The sequence below is a fragment of the Caldimonas caldifontis genome (genome assembly GCF_002930615.1).
Taxonomy (GTDB): Bacteria; Pseudomonadota; Gammaproteobacteria; order Burkholderiales; family Burkholderiaceae_C; genus Caldimonas; species Caldimonas caldifontis.
The window spans coordinates 96971-114703 of sequence record NZ_PSNX01000002.1 but is presented as its reverse complement, the minus strand read 5'-3'; the positions used below and the strand labels follow the sequence as shown (position 1 = coordinate 114703).

Here is a 17733-nt window from a genome sequence, read left to right as displayed (position 1 = left end):
CATGAAGTCCTGAGGGAGTGAAGCGATGACCCATCTGTCCGACCTGGCCCAGGTCGTGCGTGCCGCGCTGGCGGGTTTCAGCCAGCACGACCGGCTGCTGCGTCTGCACACCCCGCTGGGCCCGGAGGTGTTGCTGGCCGAGGAGGCCACTGTCACCGAGAGCATCGGCCCCTGCGAGGGCGTGTGCGGCTTGCGCATCGAACTTACGGCCTTGAGCGTGAGCGCCCACCTGGATCTGAACGAACTCATCGGCCAACCTGCACGTCTGGACCTGCTCACGGCCGCCAGCCGCACCGAGCTGCGACCCTTCCACGGCCACATCACCCGCGCCAGTTTGTTGGGCTCTGACGCCGGGTGGGCGCGTCATGCGCTCGTCATCGAACCCTGGGTGAGCCTGCTGGCCCACCGGGTGGACAGCCGCTGCTTCCAGGGCCTGAGCGTGCCGGCCATCGTGGATCAAGTCTTTGCCCGCTACCAGAACCAGGCCGCGCTGATGCCCGCCTGGCGCTGGGCACTGGCCGACACCCAGGCCTACCCGCAACGGTCCCTGTGCATCCAGTACCAAGAGAGCGACCTCGCCTTCGTGTCCCGCCTGCTGCGAGAAGAAGGCCTGTTCTGGTGGCTCGAACACGAAGCCGGCCAAGGCCAGACCCTGGGCCGCCACACCCTCGTGATCGCCGACCACAACGGCGCCCTGGCGCCTGCCCGGCCCGAGTGCGTGCGCTACACCCAAGCCGTGGCGAGCACAACCGAAGACAGCGTGCACCACTGGATCGAACAACGGCGCAGTCACGCCGCCCAGGTGAGCCTGGCCAGCTGGGACTACCGCAGCGTGGGCATGCGCCCCGTGCAGGTGGATGCTGCACCCCAGCTCAGCCAGAACGGCACATGCGCCGCCGACGCCACGGGCTGGTCCGATGTGCCCGGCCTGTATGCCTACGAGGACAGCACCCAGGGCCAACGCCTGGCCCAGCGCTGGATGGACGCCCTCGCTGCACGCAGCCACCTCGCGCAAGGGCGCGGCAGCGCGCGCCACCTGCATGCCGGCTGCCACTTCACTCTCAGCGGCCACCCGCGGCATCCGGGCGGCATCGACGCCCGCTATGCCGTGCTGCGCGTCGTACACCACGTCCGCAACAACCTGGGGGCCGACCCTCGGGCCCACATCGACCTCCCCACCGCCAGCGATGCCCGCGATCAAGACGACCGCCCCATCTATCGCCAGGAGCTCCTTGCCTTGCCCCTGAGCCATGCCGTGCGTGCCAGCGTGCTCGACGGCCTCGAAGGCCAAGCCCCGGTGCATCCCCGCCCCACGGTGGTGGGCGCCCAGACCGCACTGGTCGTGGGCTTGGAGGGCCCCGTTCACACCGACCGCGACCACCGCCTCAAGATCCAGTTTCACTGGCAACGCGGCGAACAGTCCAGCCACCGGCTCGGCAGCGACGACGACCGCAACGACGCCCCGGCCAGCGATGCCAGCGGCACCTGGGTGCGCGTGGCCGAATCCTGGGCGGGTGACAACTGGGGCACCCACAGCCTGCCGCGCCTGGGCCAGGAAGTCGTGGTGCAGTTCCTGGATGGCGACATCGATCGCCCCGTGGTCATCGGTGCGGTCTACAACGGCCGGGCCCGCGAAGATGGCCAAGGCAACGACGTGAATGGCGGCGCCGCACGCTCCACCGGCAACGCGCCTGCCTGGTTCCCCGGCAGTGCGGCGCCCGCCCAGCCCCAGGCCGACGCCGCGCCGATGGAAGGCCACCAGCACCCCGCCGTGCTGTCGGGCTACAAGAGCCAGGAACTCACCGCCAGCCAGGATGGCACGGGCGGGTGCAACCAGCTCGTCTTCGACGACACCCCGGGCCAGGGCCGCATCGAACTGAGCAGCACCACCGCCCACAGCCAGCTCCAGCTGGGTCACCTGCTGCACCAGAGCGACAACCAGCGCCTGCAGCCGCGCGGCCATGGTGCCGAGCTGCGCACCCAGGCCAGCGGCGCCGTGCGCGCAGGCGCCGGCCTCATGCTCAGCGCCCACGCCCGCCCTGGTGGCTCCACCCAGGCCAGCCACCAGCTCGACACCCGCGAAGCCCAGGCCCAGCTCGGCCGCGGCCAGCAACTCCAGCACAGCCTCGCACAAAGCGCCCGCGACCACCAGGCCCACACCGAAGCCCAGGCGCCAAGCGAACGGCTTGCCAACCACACGGGCTGGCAAGCGGCCCAGCAAAGCCTGGCCGCCACCGACACCGTGGGGGCCGGCGCGCCGGCCCTCAGCGACGGCGAGGACCGCCCGCCCAGCGCCATCGGCGGCGGACAGGGCCGTGTGAGCGCCTGGGGCCGCCCCGAGCTGCTGGCCTGTGCGCCGGGCGGGCTGGCCTTCACCACCCCGGCCCACCACCTGGTGAGTGCGGGGGCCAGCTTGAGCCTGGTGGCCGGGCAAGACCTTGAGCACATGGCCCAGCGCCACCACAGCGTGATGGCCGCCCAAGGCATCGTGGGGTACACCTACGGACGCGCCAGCAACCCTCGGCGGCCCATCCAGGACACAGGCATCCGGCTGCACGCGGCCAGCGGCAGCGTGACGAGCCGCAGCGCCAGCGGCGCCACGCGCATCGCCGCCCAGGGCCGGGTGGACGTCACCAGCACCCACGCCGGCATCCACATCCAGGCGCCCAGACACCTGCTCATGACCGCCGCCGGCTCGGGCCTGAAGATCGAGGGCTCCAACATCACCCTGACCACCCCGGGGCGGGCGCAGTTCAAAGCAACGGTGCGCAGCCTGGAAGGGGCGGGCAGCGCGAGTGCGTCTTTGCAGATGCCCCAGGTAGGGACGCTGGCACCATGCCCCAGCAAGATTCGGGACGCGGCAGTGCAAGGGGAAAGTGCGCTGTGAACCTGTCGGACGCGCCGGTGCTGGCCAGCCGTTTTGATCCGCGGACCACGGCGCAAGCCTTGACCGCGAGAAGGGCAGCCGAACTTCGGGGGCAATGGAGCTTGTCGCTCGCTGCGGTCTATGTGTTGATCGATCCTGTGCTGGGTGATCCCGTGATGACACAGCCCCTGCCGCAAGGTCTGAGTCTCGCGGACTTGAACGACCATCGCAGTCAAGTCTGGGGGCGCGCGAGCCATGCGCTCGCGCTGCCGCCGGGTGTCGTACTTGACTCCGCGCTCGCACCGTACCTGGTGGAACTCGACGCAGCGGAGGATCCCTGGCTGGACATCACAGTCGGCTGGGCTGTGCAAGAAGCCGTTGCAAGCTGGACCGATACACGCCATGAGGGCGTACCCCACCGCGTGGGCGGTTGGCTGCAAAGTGCGGCCCCAACCCCAGAACTGACGAGAATGCTGTCGGCTTGGCTGACCCTGAGCACCGAAGCGGCCACCACGGCACGCTACCTGCGTGTGGCTGACCGCCGGGTATGGAGCCTGATGGTCCATGTTCTCGGGGCAGGTCATGTGGCCGAGCGACTCACGCCCATCCAGCACTGGCACTGGCTGGATGCCCATGCGGCCTGGCAGGGCCTATGCGCAGCAGCCCACGCTGACGCACAGGAGCCTGCAGACCCGCAGCCGCTGGCCCGCTTCAGCAAAGCGCAATGGGCCGTGATGGCGCAAGGCCCCGCCATTCACGCGCACATCGCCCAGCACCAGGCACGCCGGGTGATGACGGCCGATGTCACCGTGGCGGCACAATCGGCGCCGGTCAGCGATGCGCAATGGCGCGCCGCTGTGGCGCACGCCGGCCTCAAGAACAAGACAGACCAGGAAGGAAGAGCACCATGAACGCCAGCGCGAAGGAATGCCGGTATTGCCACAAGAGCGGGCTGTCGCTGTTGCTGCTGCGCCCCAGCCCCATTGCACTGCACAGCGATCTGCAAGCGCCCGGATCGGCCCATGCGCGTCCCGACCCTGAGCTGGTCGCTCCTTTCACCCCCCAAGGCCTCACGCAAACCCGTCCCGTGCTGCGGCTGCTACGCGCCGGCTACGTTCATCTCTACATCCCCAAGACGAACCAATGGCGAACCTGGCGCGTCACCGAGCAGGCGCATCTTCTGGCCCAAGACCATCCCGCCTTCGGCGTGCCGTCGGCCGAGACCGTATGCACCCGCGCCGAACACAACGCCTCGGGCTTTCGGTTGCTGCCCATTGCGCAGGCGCACGAACTCATGGGCCAGTCCATCTGGCTGGCCTTCAGCGCCAACCTGTGGAGTGACGGGCTCAAGGCCCGCAACCGGGCCAATCCCCAGGCCATGGTGGAAGTGCGGCTTGGCACCACCGCGGCCCCCGCCTTCAAGCCCGATGCGCAAAACCTGCGGCGCCAGGTGTTGGAGTGCAACGTGCCGGCCTGGCATCTGCCCCGCATCGAAGCCAGGCTGCAACCCCTGTACCCCTTCAACAGCCTGGCCCGGCCGGAACAGATCGAGCACATGGCCCAGACCCTGCGGCAAGCGGCTGCCGCCCACCCCAAGACAGCAGGCCACGAACTCGCCGTGGTGCTGCCCGACCCACTGGGATACGCGGCCGAACTCAACGCCCTGCGTCTGGCGCGCCACGAACTGACCAAGCAGGCCCTGGCGCGCCCCGAGCACAGCCACCCGCTGGCCAGCTTGCACATGCTGGAGGGCTTGCGGCAGGCCGTGATCGACGAGCAAGAGGCCCACAGCTGGGAGGCTGTGAGCCCGGTGATGAACGGCGGGGCCTTCAAGGACCTCATGCGCGTGCGCCCCCACCCCCGCGGATGGCCGGAAGGCACGCGGTGGGAGCCCTTCACGGCCCGGGAAGACCTTGTGCAGCATGGCCCGGGCATGGGCCGGGTGGTGTTTCCCGACCACGCCCAGCGGGCCGAGCGATGGGCCCTCGAAGCCGCCCAGCGCAACTGGCAGCGTTACCGCAACTACCTGGACGAAGCCCACATCGGGCGCTGGAGGCAGCAGTTCGAGCAGACCATGCGAGCCGCCCACGGGGAACCGCAGGCCCGGCTGGAGACCGACTGGATGGCCGCCCTGCACAGCCCTGAGCTGGCCCGCTACCTCAACCTGCACTTCGACGACCAAGACCCCAACAGGGTTGGCACCGCGCAAGACCACAGCCCGGGCGAAGCCTTTGCGCGCGAAGTGGCCAGCGCCTGGACGCCCGCGCCCCTGAGCGAAGCCCAAGACCTCAACGAACGCTATCGCGCCCAGCTCGACAAGCGCCCCACTGACGCGGACGCCTATGTCTGGCACGCCCTGCTGGGCAACCAGGCGGCGCTCAAGGAGGGGGTGGCTCAGTATCTGCTGGACCAGCGCGCCGACAAGCTCCACGACCTGAGCGCGGGCCTGTTCACCGCGTTGGAAGAGGGGATGCCGGTGCACCCCTTCATGGCCCGGTACAGCTGGCTCACGCGACCGGGCTTTGTGGGGGCGTCGCTTGTGATCACCCAGTCCTGGACCTCGCTGCTGGGCCTGGCGGCGGCCACCATGCCGACGGCCTCCGCGCTGGCGGGGCAATCGTCCAGGCTGCAGCAGCGCCTCACAGGTGCGATGATGGTGAGCCGCACCATCGCGCTGGCGGGCCACAGCGCCGTCCAGCAGAGTGCGCTGCGCCGGCCGCTGCTCGTGGAGATCGAACTCAGCCTGCAAGAAGCCCGGGACCTCATGGCCCGGCGCCGCGCAGCCGGGGCCGATGCCCTGAGCAACACCCAACTCAAGCGCATGGCCGGCCCCAGCCGCGAGGCGCGCATCCGCCTGCAGCTGGCCACCGACACGGTGGAGGCGCGCGCAGCCGGAGTGGCGGCCGCCGACCTGGCCGCCAGTGGCGCGGGCAGTGTGGCCGGCGCAGCGGCGGCCCGCGCGGCAGCCGCCGCCGCACCGGCCGGAGCACTGCGCGTGAGCGAAGAGGTCTTCGCGCGCCTGGTGCACGCCCAAGCCCACTGGCAGCACAAGGCCGTGGCCCTGACCGACGAACTCGCCCGTGCCCTGCCCGGAGCCGCCCTCACGCTGGAAGGCCAGATCGGTTTGTTGGGGCTGTGGATCAATGGGGTGGGGGTGGTGAGCAACTTTGAGAAGTGGTCAACTTCCGGCAGTGCACTCGACTTCGTCAATACAGTGGATGCGCTTCTGGGGACCGTCGCCGGCGGCGCTCAGGTTGCCGAAGCGGCCTGGGGCGCCAGCCTCACCCACCGTCTGGGCGAGCAAGCCGCCAAGCGAGCGGTGTCTGTGGCCGTGCTGCAGGCTGTGGGCAGTGTGGCGGGGGCGGCGTCTGGGTTCTCGTTGACGGTGGGGCAGGGAATCAAGGCTGCTCGAAGCATTTCAGCAGGAAACGAGGCGAGCGCGGCAGCCTACTTCTCATCTACTGGGGCCGCACTGGGCTTCACCGCCTCCAGCGGCATCCTCGCCTGGGGCGCGGTGGCTGGGGTGATCAACCGGCGGCTGGGCACGCAAGGGGCGCTGTGGCGTGGGGCGGCGCGCGCGCGGCTGGCCAACATGGCCGTGCGCCGCGTGAGCACCCACCTGGGCCTGCGCGCAGCCACCGGCCTGGGCCTGGGCCTGACCGGCTGGGGCCTGATCCTGCTGGGCCTGACCCTGGTGGGCGAGGTCGTGGCCATCGTGCTCACGCCCAGTGCGCAGCAAGAATTCATCCGGCGCACGTACTTTGGGGTGGGGCCCACGAAGTTTGCAACCCTGGACGAGGAGATCCTGGCCCTGGAAGCACTGGGCCAGGGCGTCAACCCGGCCGACGCTGCACGGGAAGCCCGGCGTCCGCAATCCATCAGCGAACTGGGGCCGATGCCGTGAGCAAGAGTGTGGACACGGGCCTGGGCGAGCGCAGGGTGCTGGAGCCGCTGTACGAGCACGGCCAGCACGTGCTGCCCATCTACGCGGCGGGCGAGCGGGTGGCGGCCAGCAGCGCGAGTGTGGAAGAAGTCAAGAAGCGCGGCGGCGTGCGCCTGCGCCCGGCGCTGGGGCGCTACGACAAGCAGCAAAGAGCCGCGGCCCAACCGCAGGCCTACGGCTGGATCAAGGCCATCTACCCCGAAGCCATCGAGTTCACGGCGATGCGCCAGGAGCTCGAAGGCATGCCCATGATCCAGGCGGCCATTGGCCTTCTGGTGGGTGGGGGGGGGGCAGCCATTGGCGCATGGGCAATGACTTGGCCCTTCATCTACTCGATCGACGGCTTGGGCTATCAAGCGTTCTTCTTCATCGGTGGCTTGCTCATGGCCATCTTCTCCCTGCTCTTCCTTCTGTACATGGTCGGCACGCCGATACGCCTGCTGTGGGGCGGCCCGCGGGATCTGCCGGTGATCTTCGATCGCGCTCACCGCAAGGTGTACGTGATGCAGCGCGAAGTGGCCCCGGGCTTGTGGGGGCTGCTCAAGCCCTGGCCGGTGAAGGCGTGCGCGTACGACTGGGAGCTGGTGCAAGCCGAGCACCACACCGAAGTGGCGCCCAACCCGGGCACGGGTGCGCGGCGCATCCACCGGCTGGCCTTTACGGTGCGCAGGAGTGCTGAGGACCCCACCCTGATCGGGCACTTCCAGGTGGCGCTGGGCCTGGCGCTGACCGAGCCCATGGTGGCCCCGCTGTGGGAGCACATCCGCCGCTTCATGGAAGAGCGCGGGCCGCACCTGCCGCACCCCAGCGAGCCGCTGGACGAGCGCAGCGACGACCGGCCCAGCTGGTGGCAGGCGGCCGGGCGCACCGGCCCGTTTGGGCCGCGCTATGGCTGGTGGTGGAAGGAGCACCCGGGGATCACGTTGTTCTATCACTTGATTGGTATTCCGGGCCTCGCTCTCTTCATTGCTGGCTGGATCAGGATGAATGGCAACCCGATTGCCTTTATGGCTCTCCTCGCCCCCTACATCCCCTTGTCCATCAACTGGGGCCTGGCCACGGGCCTGTGGCTGGTGGCGCACACCTCGCGGGTGTACGAGTGGCCGCAGGCAGTGCGCCAGGCCATTGGAGAGCCGGTGCGAAAAGGGGCGGGGTGGTGAGTCTTGATATGGATCCCTCGGGCGAGATTGCCGCAGTCCGTGGGCGAGTGACATACGCGTTCGCGAGCAGATGGTGTTCGGTATGCAAATCTGCCAAGTAAGGAGTGCACACCATGTCCACCTTTAGCGCGTATGGCATGGGACCGAAAGGCTTCTCGACAAACAGGCGACTCAATGACTACGAACGCGAGCATCGCTTCGACATCAAGAAGCCTGCCAGCGACAAGGCTCTCTATGACCTTTCTCTCATCAAGTTCAATAGCACCTTCACCGAGTGCGTGGACAAGTGGTATTCGATGCGGGGATTCGTGGCAATGGCGGGGGCGGTGGTTTCCGCACTCATGATCTACCTGATCTGCGTCTCTTTGTATGAATTGCTCTTCAAGGGCTACCTGGAGAATCTCGCGTTGCTGCTACTGGGGGCTGTCATTCTCTGGTGGTCGGCGAAGTTTCTTGTCTCTGACGCATTCACCTACACCCACTATCCCATCCGATTCAACCGCAAGAACCGTCAGGTGTACGCCTTTCGGCGCAATGGAACCGTTTTCAAGGCCGGATGGGATGAGCTTTACTGGACCATCTACAACACCAAAGTGGGCCTTGGCGGAGGTGACCTGAACGTAATGGGTCACCTGATGGACAAAGACGGCATCACGGTGAAGGAATCCATTGGCCTGAGCCTAGTGGATGCAGGCGAAGCCGGGCGACAGAACCTTCGGCAGTTTTTCGAGTTCTTCCGCCTCTACATGGAAGAAGGCCCGGGTGCGGCACTCGAAGCACTCAAACCAACGCCGCTCATCATGCTGCCGGCCATTGACCGTCAACGCGAAAGTTGGTTCTTTGGTTGGGAGCGTTTGACTGGTGGCATGAAAGGGTTGCCGCTGCTGCAGCTTCTCTTTCAGCCATTTCTCTTGCCCATCAGCCTGTTCCGCTGGATCGTGATGCGCACCAGCAAGATCCCACAGTGGCCGCAGTGGGTGGAAGACGAGTGTCGCGTCGAACCCGACGACCCCTGGCGGCGTGAGCCGGGGTTTCGGGATGAAGAGGCGATTGCGGCCGTGAAGGCGACGGCTGGGGCGCAGAGCAACCGCTGAAGACAGGGTGACTTCAGGAGAGCAGGGCGAGGAGAGGGGTGACGAGCCTTAACCCCGGCACTGTTCGCGATGGTTAGGGCTGCTTCGTTCCCGACCTGACCCGGTTGGCCACGCTCCCATGCGGGGAGGCCCGTCAATGGTTATTGTAGGCCACGCGGGCGTTCGGGGTTTGTCGCTGGACATGGCGCACGTTTGCTGGGCATGATGGGGCATGCAAGAGTGGCTGGCGCTTGTTCCCGTGGTCTATCGAGAGATCAGCATCCATTTGCTGGGCGCGGTGATGGCGGGTGGCCTGATCGGGCTGGAGCGCAGTTATCACGGGCGTCCGGCGGGGTTTCGCACCCACACGCTGGTGTGCCTGGCGTCGAGCCTGCTGATGCTGATCACGGTCTATCACGCGCAATGGTTTGCCGGGCCTGGCGCCACGAGGGCGCAGATCGACCCGACGCGCATGGCGCAGGGGATCATGACGGGCATCGGTTTTCTGGGCGCCGGGGTGATCTTCAAGGAGGGCCTGTCGGTGCGCGGGCTGACGACCGCGGCGTCGATCTGGATCACGGCGGCGATCGGCATCCTGATCGGTGTGGGCTTCTTCTTTGCGGCCAGTCTGGCGACCGTGCTCACGCTGGGGGTGCTGGCTTTGTTCCGGCTGATCGAGGGGCGCTTGCCGACGCGGCAGCATGCCCATTTCTTCGTGCGCTTTGCTCGCGATGAGGTGATGCCGGAGGGGCGGTTGCGCGCGCTGCTGGATGAGCACGGCTTTTCGATTGCCAACCTGAACTACCGGCTCGAAGCCGAGGGCACGGCGTTCGAGTACCGGATGGTGGTGCGTACGCAGGAGGGGGATGGTCTGGGGCGTCTGGCCACCACGCTCACGGGAATGCCCTCGGTGCGCGAGTTCCGCATTTCGCCGGCGGGCGACTGAAGGTCTTCCGGCGGGCACCAGCCCGCCCCGTAGAATCGCCCCCCATGAGTTACCTCGTCCTGGCCCGCAAATACCGCCCGCGCACCTTCGAGCAGATGGTGGGCCAGGAGCACGTGGTGCAGGCCCTGTCGAATGCGCTGACGCAGCAGCGCCTGCACCATGCCTACCTGTTCACGGGCACGCGCGGCGTGGGCAAGACGACCGTGTCGCGCATCCTGGCGAAGTCGCTCAACTGCGTGGGGCCCGATGGGCAGGGGACGGTGACGGCCACACCGTGCGGCGTGTGCCAGGCCTGCACCGACATCGATGCCGGACGTTTCGTCGACTATGTGGAACTCGATGCCGCCTCCAACCGGGGCGTGGACGAGATTTCGCAGCTGCTGGACCAGGCGGTCTACAAGCCGGTGGTGGGGCGCTTCAAGGTCTACATGATCGACGAAGTGCACATGCTCTCGAACCATGCCTTCAACGCCATGTTGAAGACGCTGGAAGAGCCGCCGGAGTACCTGAAGTTCGTGCTGGCCACGACCGATCCTCAGAAGGTGCCGCCCACGGTGTTGTCGCGGTGTCTGCAGTTCAACCTGCGCCCGATGGCGCCCGAGACGGTGCTGGAGCACCTGCAGCACGTGCTGGCGGCCGAGCAGATCAGCGCGGAGCGGGGAGCTTTGCGCCTGCTGGCTCGCGCGGCGCGCGGGTCGATGCGTGACGCGCTGTCGCTGACGGACCAGGCCATTGCCTTCGGATCGGGCACGCTGTCCGAAGCTGGTGTGCGCCAGATGCTGGGCGCGGTCGATCGGGGCCATGTGGTCCGGCTGCTCGAAGCGCTGGCTGCTGGCGACGGGGTCACGTTGTTGGCCACGGTGGACGAGATGCGCGTGCGCGGCCTGGCCGCGGCCGGGGCCCTGGAGGAAATGGCCACGATCCTGCAGGAACTGGCGGTGCTGCAGGTGGTGCCTGAGGTGGCGCAGGCCGACGACCCGGACGCGGCCATGCTGCAGGCACTGGCACAGTCGTTGCCGCCCGAAGACACCCAGCTGCTCTACAGCATTGCGCTGCAGGGTCGCAATGAACTGGGCCTGGCACCCGATGAATATGGTGGGCTGACGATGGCGCTGCTGCGCATGCTGGCCTTTCGCCCGTTGACCCCGGGCAGTTCGCGGCCGCCCGCTGCGCCGCTGCAGCGCAGCCAGACCGCCACCACGCGGATGGCCCCGCGTGTGGTGGACAGGGCGGCGGCTCCCGCGGCCGTGGAATCTGCGACCGCAGCCGTGCCGCCGCGGCAAGCGGTGCGCCCGGCGGCTCCGGAGGCTGCCGCGGCAGGCGGCGATGTCCCACCCTGGGACGATGATGTGCCGCTTGCGCCGCACCCCACCGAGGAGCGTCAGCCCGCAGCGCCGCGCCGTGCCGAGCCTCAGCCAGCGGTCATTCCGTCCGTGCAGTCGACGCCGTTGGGAGACCGCTGGCAGGCACTGACCGCGCAGATGATCGAACGTGAGCTGGTGGCGGCTCTGGTGCGTGAGCTGGCTCTGCAATCGCAGTGCGTGGCTGTGGATGACACGGCCCAACCGCCACGCTGGCAATTGCGCGTGGAGCGCGAGACCCTGGCATCGGCCAATGCCCAGGCGAGGCTCGCCGCGGCGCTGGCGGAGGTGCTTGGCCACCCGGTGAGGCTGGAGGTGTTGGTGGGCGCCACCGACGACACGCCGGCGCGCCGAGATGCCGCGGCCAAGGCCCGGCGCCAGCAGGAGGCCGAAGCCGTCATACTCAACGACCCCTATGTCCAGGCCCTGATGAGCGAATTCAGCACGGCGCGCGTCGTGCCAGGCTCCATCAAGCCGCTCTGAAGATTCAAAGGAAAGGAAGCACGCCATGATGAAGGGACAGCTCGCAGGCCTGATGAAGCAGGCTCAGGCCATGCAGGACAACCTGCGCAAGGCCCAGGAGGAACTCGCTCAGATGGAAGTCGAAGGCCAGTCCGGCGCGGGGCTGGTGAAGGTGCTGATGACCTGCAAGCACGACGTGCGCCGGGTGACGGTGGACCCCAGCCTGCTGGCCGACGACAAGGACATGCTCGAGGACCTGGTGGCCGCGGCCTTCAACGACGCCGTGCGCCGCGCCGAGGAGGTGAGCCAGGAGAAGATGAGCAAGCTCACGGCCGGCATGCCCATGCCGCCGGGCATGAAGTTCCCCTTCTGAGGGGGCGGCCATGAGTCCCGGTGCGCTCGACGGCTTGGTCGAGGCCTTGCGTCGCCTGCCGGGGGTGGGGCCGAAATCGGCCATGCGCATGGCCTATCACCTGCTGCAGCACGACCGCGACGGTGCACGGCTGCTTGCCCAGACCCTCGAGACGGCCATGTCGGCCGTGCGCCACTGCCAGCGCTGCAACACCTTCACCGAGGACGAAATCTGCGCCACCTGCCGTGACCCGGAGCGGGACGCGGCCCTGCTGTGCGTGGTGGAAACGGCGGCTGACCAGGCCGCCATCGAGCGCACCGGGAGTTACCGGGGCCTCTATTTCGTGCTGCAGGGAAAGCTGAGCCCGCTGGATGGTATTGGCCCGCATGACATCGGCTTGTCACGCCTGTATGCGAGGGCGGGCGAAGAGGGCGTTCGGGAGGTGATCCTGGCGACGAACTTCACGGCAGAAGGCGAGGCCACCGCGCATGTGCTGAGCGAAACGCTCAAGTCCCGTGGCGTGGTGGTCACCCGGCTCGCCCGGGGCGTGCCTGCCGGCAGCGAACTCGAGTACGTCGATCTCGGCACGATTGCCCACGCGCTGGTGGATCGGCGCTGAGATGGCCGCCTGAGCCCCGCGGACTTTCCCTGACAGGACCCGTCCCTATGGGAGGAGGTGCCGTGCTTGCCTAAGGTGGAGGCATGGATGCGTTCAAGCCTGTCCCTCCGATCACTCGCCGGCGCTGGCTGCTGCGAGTGGGGGCGGCATCGGCCGGTCTGGCGGCACCTTTCATGGCGGTGGCCCGTGGGCGTGAGCGCGAGCGTGTCACGATCGGCCTGGGGCGTGAAGAGTCCCTCTACCACCTGCCTCTGACCGTCGCACGGCAGCTGGGCTACTTTGCCTCCGAAGGTCTGGAGGTGCGCCTGCTGGGCCTGGGCACGAATGCGGCGACGACCCAGGCCCTGGACAGCCGACGGGTGGATGTGGTGTCCGCCCCCTATCTTCAGGTGGTGATGCAGCGCCTTCGGGGCATGCCCTGGCAGGCCTTCGTGCTGACGGGGCGGGCCCCCATGGTGGCCATGGGGGTATCCACCCAGGAATTCCCCGTGTTCGAGCATGTCTCCCAGCTTCGGGGTCGCCGCATCGGGGTCGCGGGCCAGGCTTCGCTGAGTCGCCTGCTGGCCCAGGCGCTGCTGGCCAAGGCCGGCCTGAGTTCAGCGGAGGTCAGTTGGGTGGAGTTACCCTCGCCTGGGCCTGCCCTGGCTGCATTTCGCAGCGGCGGGGTGCAGGCCCTGAGCCATACGGACCCGGCCATGACTCAGCTGGAGCAGCGGGGCGAGCTGCGCCTGCTGGCCGACGCCCGCACGGTGCGAGGGGCTGCCGATGTGTTCGACGGTCCGCTGCCCTCGACCTGCCTCTTCGCCCCCCAGGGCTACGTCGAGGCGCGCACGGCGGTCTGTCAACGACTGACGAATGCCGTGGTGCGTGCCTTGCGTTGGCTGCAGACGGCTGAACTCTCCGACATCGTGGCCACCGTGCCGCCGTCGCACGCACTGGGCGACAGAGCCTTGTACCTGGCCACCTTTTTTCGGGTGCGCGGCGCCTACTCCACCGACGGATTGCTGGCGGATGAGGCCGTGCGCAACGTCTGGCGGGTGGTCCAGGGGTTGGAGGGCGTGGGGCCGAAGCCCGACATTGCAGCGCTCATGGCTGCCAGTTACACCAACGCCCTGGCCGCCAGAGTGCCTGCCCGGAACAGGCCTGCGGCCTGATCACTGACGGGCAACCTTCACCGGCGTCTTGCTGCCCTGTTTGACAGGGGCCTTGGCTGTCTGGCGTGTGGTCTGGCGCGTGCTGCCGGATTTCTGGGCCTGGGCTGTCTGCTTGGCCACCGGGCGAGGGGTCGCGCGCGTGTAGACCACCACTTGCTGGCCCCGAGCGAAACGGCCCGATGGGCTGACTCCGTTCCAGGCGGCCAGCTCTGCCGCCGGGACGCGGTAGCGCTTGGCAAGCCGCGCCACGGTGTCGCCCTGCGCAGCGCGAATCACCAGCCGCCGTCCCACCGGGCGGTTGGGTGCCAGTGCCAAGGTGGCGTTGTCGGCGATGTGCCCTGAAACATCCTGGGCGTGTTTGCGCTCGTTGCGTGGAATGAGCAGTGTCGAGCCGGCCTTCACCACCATGTTGGGGGGGATCTTGTTCACCGCACGCAGTTCTGCCTCGCTCATTCCCACCTGACGCGCCAGTTCAGCGGGCGGCTGGGTCTTGGGCACCACCCAGGCGGTCCAGCTGGCCAGCGGGCCCCGGTGCTGGCGCAGGTTGCGCATGAAGAGTTTGGCGTTGTCGTAGGGCAGCAGCAGCTGCGGCACGCCGGCGGCCAGGATGACGGGCTTGTTGAGCTGAGGATTCAGCGCCATGAACTCGGCACGGGTCAGCCCGGCGAGCTCGACGGCCACGTCCACATCCATGTCGCGCTGGATCTCGACCGTCAGGAAGTACGGGTGGTTCTCAATGCGGTTCAGGGCCAGGCCGAAGGCTTCCGGGCGGGCCACGATGTTCTTGATCGCCTGGAGCTTGGGGACGTAGTAGCGCGTCTCCGTGGGCATGCGCAGGCTTTCATAGTCGGTGGGCCGTCCGGCCTGGCGGTTGCGGGCGATGGCCCGCTGCACGCTGCCCTCGCCCCAGTTGTAGGCGGCCAGGGCCAGGTGCCAGTCTCCGAACATGCCGTGCAGCCGCGTGAGGTAGTCCAGTGCGGCGCGGGTGGAGGCCAGCACATCCCGGCGTTCGTCGCGGAACAGGTTCTGCTTGAGGTCGTAATGCCGCCCCGTGGAGGGGATGAACTGCCACATGCCCGAGGCACGTGCGCTGGACAGGGCCTGGGGATTGAAGGCGCTCTCGATGAATGGCAGCAAGGCCAGTTCGGTGGGCAGACCGCGCTGCTGCACCTCCTCCACGATATGGAAGAGGTAGCGGCTCGCGCGCTCGGTCATGCGCTGCACGTAGTCAGGGCGGGCGGCGTAGTACTGCTCGCGGTTGCGCACCAGGCCGTTGTCGAGGTCGGGCATGGCAAAGCCTTCCCGGATGCGTTCCCAGAGATCCTGCGAGGCCACCTCGTCGGGCACATCGCCGGTCTCGGCCGCTGCAGAGGCGCTGTCCGGCGGCGCCACGATCGTTGCCGCCCCGGTTGCGGCATCGGCAGGAGCTTGTGTGGTCATGGCCGCGGGGGCCGAGGCCTCGGGCTGCACGGGGCGCGGGGTGATCGCTGTCACCTCCGCCTGGGAGGCCGCAGCCGGAGTGGCAACAGCCTCGTCAGAGGCCGGCGTGACAGACGGTGCGGGGAGTCCGGCGCAGCCGCTCAAGGCGGAGACCACCGCCAAGCAACCCAGGACTCGCCTTGCAGACTTGGCAACATCGGTGAGGAACATCATCGGAATTCGTTCTTCCATTCGCGCAAGGCGGCAAAGACGGCAACGGCGTCGTGCGCCGACGGGTCCCGTTCACGGGCGGCAGCGGCCACGGCCGGCTCGCGGCAGCGTAGGAAAGGGTTGATGGCACGCTCCAGCCCAATGGTGCTGGGCAGGGTGGGGCGTCCGCGCTGTCGCAAGGTTTCGCAGTGGCGGGCATGTTCGGCCAGTGCGGCATTGCCGGGCTCCACGGCCAGCGCGAACCGCAGGTTGGAGAGCGTGTATTCGTGGGTGCAGCACACCCGTGTGGCCCCCGGCAGCGAGGCCAGGCGCGCCAGCGAGGCACTCATCTGCGCAGGGGTGCCCTCGAACAGACGCCCGCATCCTGCCGAGAACAGCGTGTCACCGCAGAACAGCAGCGGTGCGCCATCCACGTCGGGGCACCAGTAGGCCACGTGCCCGGCGGTGTGCCCGGGCACGTCCATCACCTCGAACTGCAGCCCGTTCCAGGCCACCGTCTGGCCGTCGCCCACAGGCGTGAAGGGGGCGGGGATGGCCTCTCGCGCCGGGCCGTGAACAGGTCCGTGGAGCACGCTGCGCAGGGCATCCACGCCGCCCACATGGTCGCCGTGGTGATGGGTCACTAGAATGCCGCTCAGCCTGAGACCGTGGGTCTGCAAGGCCTCGATCACCGGCGCCGCTTCGCCCGGATCGACCACCAGGGCTTCGCGGCCATCGTGGAGCATCCAGATGTAGTTGTCGGTGAAGGCGGGTAAGGCAAGCAGTTTCATGAGGCAAGACAGGCAAATTATAGGTTTGGATGAGTGGCTGCTCACCCCGGCAGGCCGGTATTTGTTGGCGTGGGAGAAGGCACAGGTCGATCGGATCGTGGGGGACCTGTTCGGGTTCCACGCGGTGCAACTCGGCTGGCCTTGCCTGGACACGCTGCGGCACAACCGCATGCCGCACCGCTGGGTGCTGCTCGACCGTCCTTTCGGTGCCTGCGTCGAGGAGGCTGCGGCGCAAGGCGCAGCGGGGGATGAAGCGGGTCACGGGGCCACGCCTCGTGCGGTGGTTGCTGACTTCCACGCCTTGCCCTTCGAGACCCAGAGCCTGGATCTCGTGGTGCTGCCGCACAGCCTGGAGCTGGCGGGCGATCCCCACCAGACCTTGCGCGAGGTCGAGCGGGTGCTCGTGCCGGAAGGCCGGATCATCATCCTGGGCTTCAATCCGGCCAGCCTGTGGGGCCTGCAGCAGCGGTGTGCGCGCATGGGCATGCGCATCGGTCTGGGGCGGCCCCCCTTGCCGGAGACCGGGGAGTTCATCGGCTACTGGCGATTGCGGGATTGGCTTCGCCTGCTGAGTTTCGAGATCGAGGGCGGGCGCTTCGGCTGCTACCGGCCCTTGCTGAGCAGCCAGGCCTGGCTGGACCGCTATCGCTGGATGGAGCCTGCCGGCGATCGCTGGTGGCCGGTGCTGGGGGCCGTGTACTTCCTGGTGGCGGTCAAGCGGGTGCGTGGCATGCGCCTGATCGGGCCGTCATGGAAACAGCGCCAGCGCGCCAAGGCAGCGCCGGCGGTCGTGGCGCGCCGCGACCCGCATTCCAGCGAGCCGCCAGGGCAGGCGTCCTGAGCCGGTCACTTCACGGAGATTCATGAGCACGACAATTCCCCGACCTCAGGTGGTCATCTACACCGACGGTGCCTGCAAGGGCAACCCCGGCCCCGGCGGCTGGGGCGCGTGGCTGGTGGCGGGCAGCCACGAGAAGGAGCTGTTCGGCGGCGAGCGTTCCACCACCAACAACCGCATGGAACTCACGGCCGTGATCGAAGCACTCGCCAGCCTGAAGCGCACCTGCGACGTGACGATCTACACCGACAGCGAGTATGTGCGCAAGGGCATCACGGAATGGCTGCCGGGCTGGAAAGCTCGCGGCTGGAAGACCGCCGACAAGAAGCCGGTGAAGAACGTCGAGCTGTGGCAGCGGCTGGAGGCACTGGCCTCGCTGCACCACGTGCGCTGGCGCTGGGTCAAGGGGCATGCCGGCGATCCGGGCAATGAGCGTGCCGATGCCCTGGCCAACCGGGGCGCCGCAAGCGTCGGGTGAACTGCGCCCGGTTTCAGGGCGAGTTGTGCGACATGCGTTCGGCTCCCCCTGAGGGGCTTGT

At 68.1% G+C, this 17733-nt stretch carries 14 protein-coding genes and 1 other RNA gene; 12 read left to right on the top strand and 3 right to left on the bottom strand.

Annotated features, from left to right (window positions below; genetic code table 11):
- The first annotated feature begins 25 nt into the window (after nt 1–25).
- The 5 genes from C1704_RS02180 to C1704_RS02160 all read left to right on the top strand — a co-directional run bounded on the left by C1704_RS02180 (nt 26) and on the right by C1704_RS02160 (nt 9063).
- On the top strand, nt 26–2887 hold the full coding sequence (locus tag C1704_RS02180; RefSeq protein ID WP_104300555.1) for a type VI secretion system Vgr family protein: 2862 nt from the start codon (nt 26–28) through the stop codon (nt 2885–2887).
- Nucleotides 2884–3777, top strand: coding sequence for a DUF4123 domain-containing protein (locus C1704_RS02175; RefSeq protein ID WP_170064602.1), 894 nt, complete (start codon nt 2884–2886; stop codon nt 3775–3777). Before C1704_RS02180 ends, C1704_RS02175 begins: the two co-directional genes overlap by 4 nt.
- Nucleotides 3774–6770, top strand: coding sequence for a T6SS effector BTH_I2691 family protein (locus tag C1704_RS02170; RefSeq protein ID WP_104300551.1), 2997 nt, complete (start codon nt 3774–3776; stop codon nt 6768–6770). The genes C1704_RS02175 and C1704_RS02170 overlap by 4 nt, the downstream gene beginning before the upstream one ends.
- The gene (locus tag C1704_RS02165; RefSeq protein WP_104300549.1) at nt 6767–7969 is read left to right on the top strand and encodes a DUF6708 domain-containing protein; all 1203 of its coding nucleotides are present in this window, start codon (nt 6767–6769) and stop codon (nt 7967–7969) included. Before C1704_RS02170 ends, C1704_RS02165 begins: the two co-directional genes overlap by 4 nt.
- A gap of 113 nt (nt 7970–8082) precedes the next feature.
- A complete protein-coding gene (locus tag C1704_RS02160; protein WP_146076017.1) occupies nt 8083–9063 on the top strand; it encodes a DUF6708 domain-containing protein in 981 nt (326 codons plus the stop codon).
- Between the two features lie 37 nt (nt 9064–9100).
- On the opposite strand, the gene ffs is transcribed toward C1704_RS02160, so the two are convergent.
- An RNA gene (gene ffs / locus C1704_RS02155) (signal recognition particle sRNA small type) lies at nt 9101–9198 on the bottom strand.
- Between the two features lie 76 nt (nt 9199–9274).
- Between ffs and C1704_RS02150 the strand changes: the two genes are divergently transcribed.
- From C1704_RS02150 to C1704_RS02130, 5 genes are all read left to right on the top strand, one after another.
- Nucleotides 9275–9988, top strand: coding sequence for an MgtC/SapB family protein (locus C1704_RS02150; RefSeq protein WP_104300545.1), 714 nt, complete (start codon nt 9275–9277; stop codon nt 9986–9988).
- A 44-nt stretch (nt 9989–10032) separates the two neighbouring features.
- Entirely contained in the window at nt 10033–11832 is a 1800-nt protein-coding gene (dnaX, locus tag C1704_RS02145; protein WP_104300543.1) for a DNA polymerase III subunit gamma/tau, read from the top strand.
- Nucleotides 11833–11857: 25 nt separating this feature from the next.
- Complete coding sequence (locus C1704_RS02140) at nt 11858–12184, top strand: YbaB/EbfC family nucleoid-associated protein (RefSeq protein WP_104300541.1); 327 nt, start codon at nt 11858–11860, stop codon at nt 12182–12184.
- Between the two features lie 10 nt (nt 12185–12194).
- Nucleotides 12195–12782 carry a recombination mediator RecR gene (gene recR, locus C1704_RS02135; protein WP_104300539.1) on the top strand — a complete coding sequence of 196 codons (588 nt, stop codon included), beginning with the start codon at nt 12195–12197 and terminating at the stop codon, nt 12780–12782.
- Nucleotides 12783–12865: 83 nt separating this feature from the next.
- Complete coding sequence (locus C1704_RS02130; protein WP_104300537.1) at nt 12866–13936, top strand: ABC transporter substrate-binding protein; 1071 nt, start codon at nt 12866–12868, stop codon at nt 13934–13936.
- On the opposite strand, the gene C1704_RS02125 is transcribed toward C1704_RS02130, so the two are convergent.
- Both C1704_RS02125 and gloB read right to left on the bottom strand, forming a co-directional pair.
- Nucleotides 13937–15430: a transglycosylase SLT domain-containing protein gene (locus C1704_RS02125; protein ID WP_336469929.1), complete on the bottom strand. Its 1494-nt coding sequence runs from the start codon at nt 15428–15430 to the stop codon at nt 13937–13939.
- 155 nt (nt 15431–15585) lie between these two features.
- Nucleotides 15586–16356 (bottom strand): hydroxyacylglutathione hydrolase, encoded by a 771-nt coding sequence (gloB, locus tag C1704_RS02120; RefSeq protein WP_104300535.1) that lies wholly within the window; start codon nt 16354–16356, stop codon nt 15586–15588.
- Between gloB and C1704_RS02115 the strand changes: the two genes are divergently transcribed.
- Both C1704_RS02115 and rnhA read left to right on the top strand, forming a co-directional pair.
- The gene (locus C1704_RS02115) at nt 16355–17197 is read left to right on the top strand and encodes a class I SAM-dependent methyltransferase (protein ID WP_170064601.1); all 843 of its coding nucleotides are present in this window, start codon (nt 16355–16357) and stop codon (nt 17195–17197) included. The genes gloB and C1704_RS02115 overlap by 2 nt on opposite strands.
- 22 nt (nt 17198–17219) lie before the next feature.
- On the top strand, nt 17220–17672 hold the full coding sequence (gene rnhA, locus C1704_RS02110) for a ribonuclease HI (protein ID WP_104300531.1): 453 nt from the start codon (nt 17220–17222) through the stop codon (nt 17670–17672).
- Nucleotides 17673–17733 lie beyond the last annotated feature (61 nt).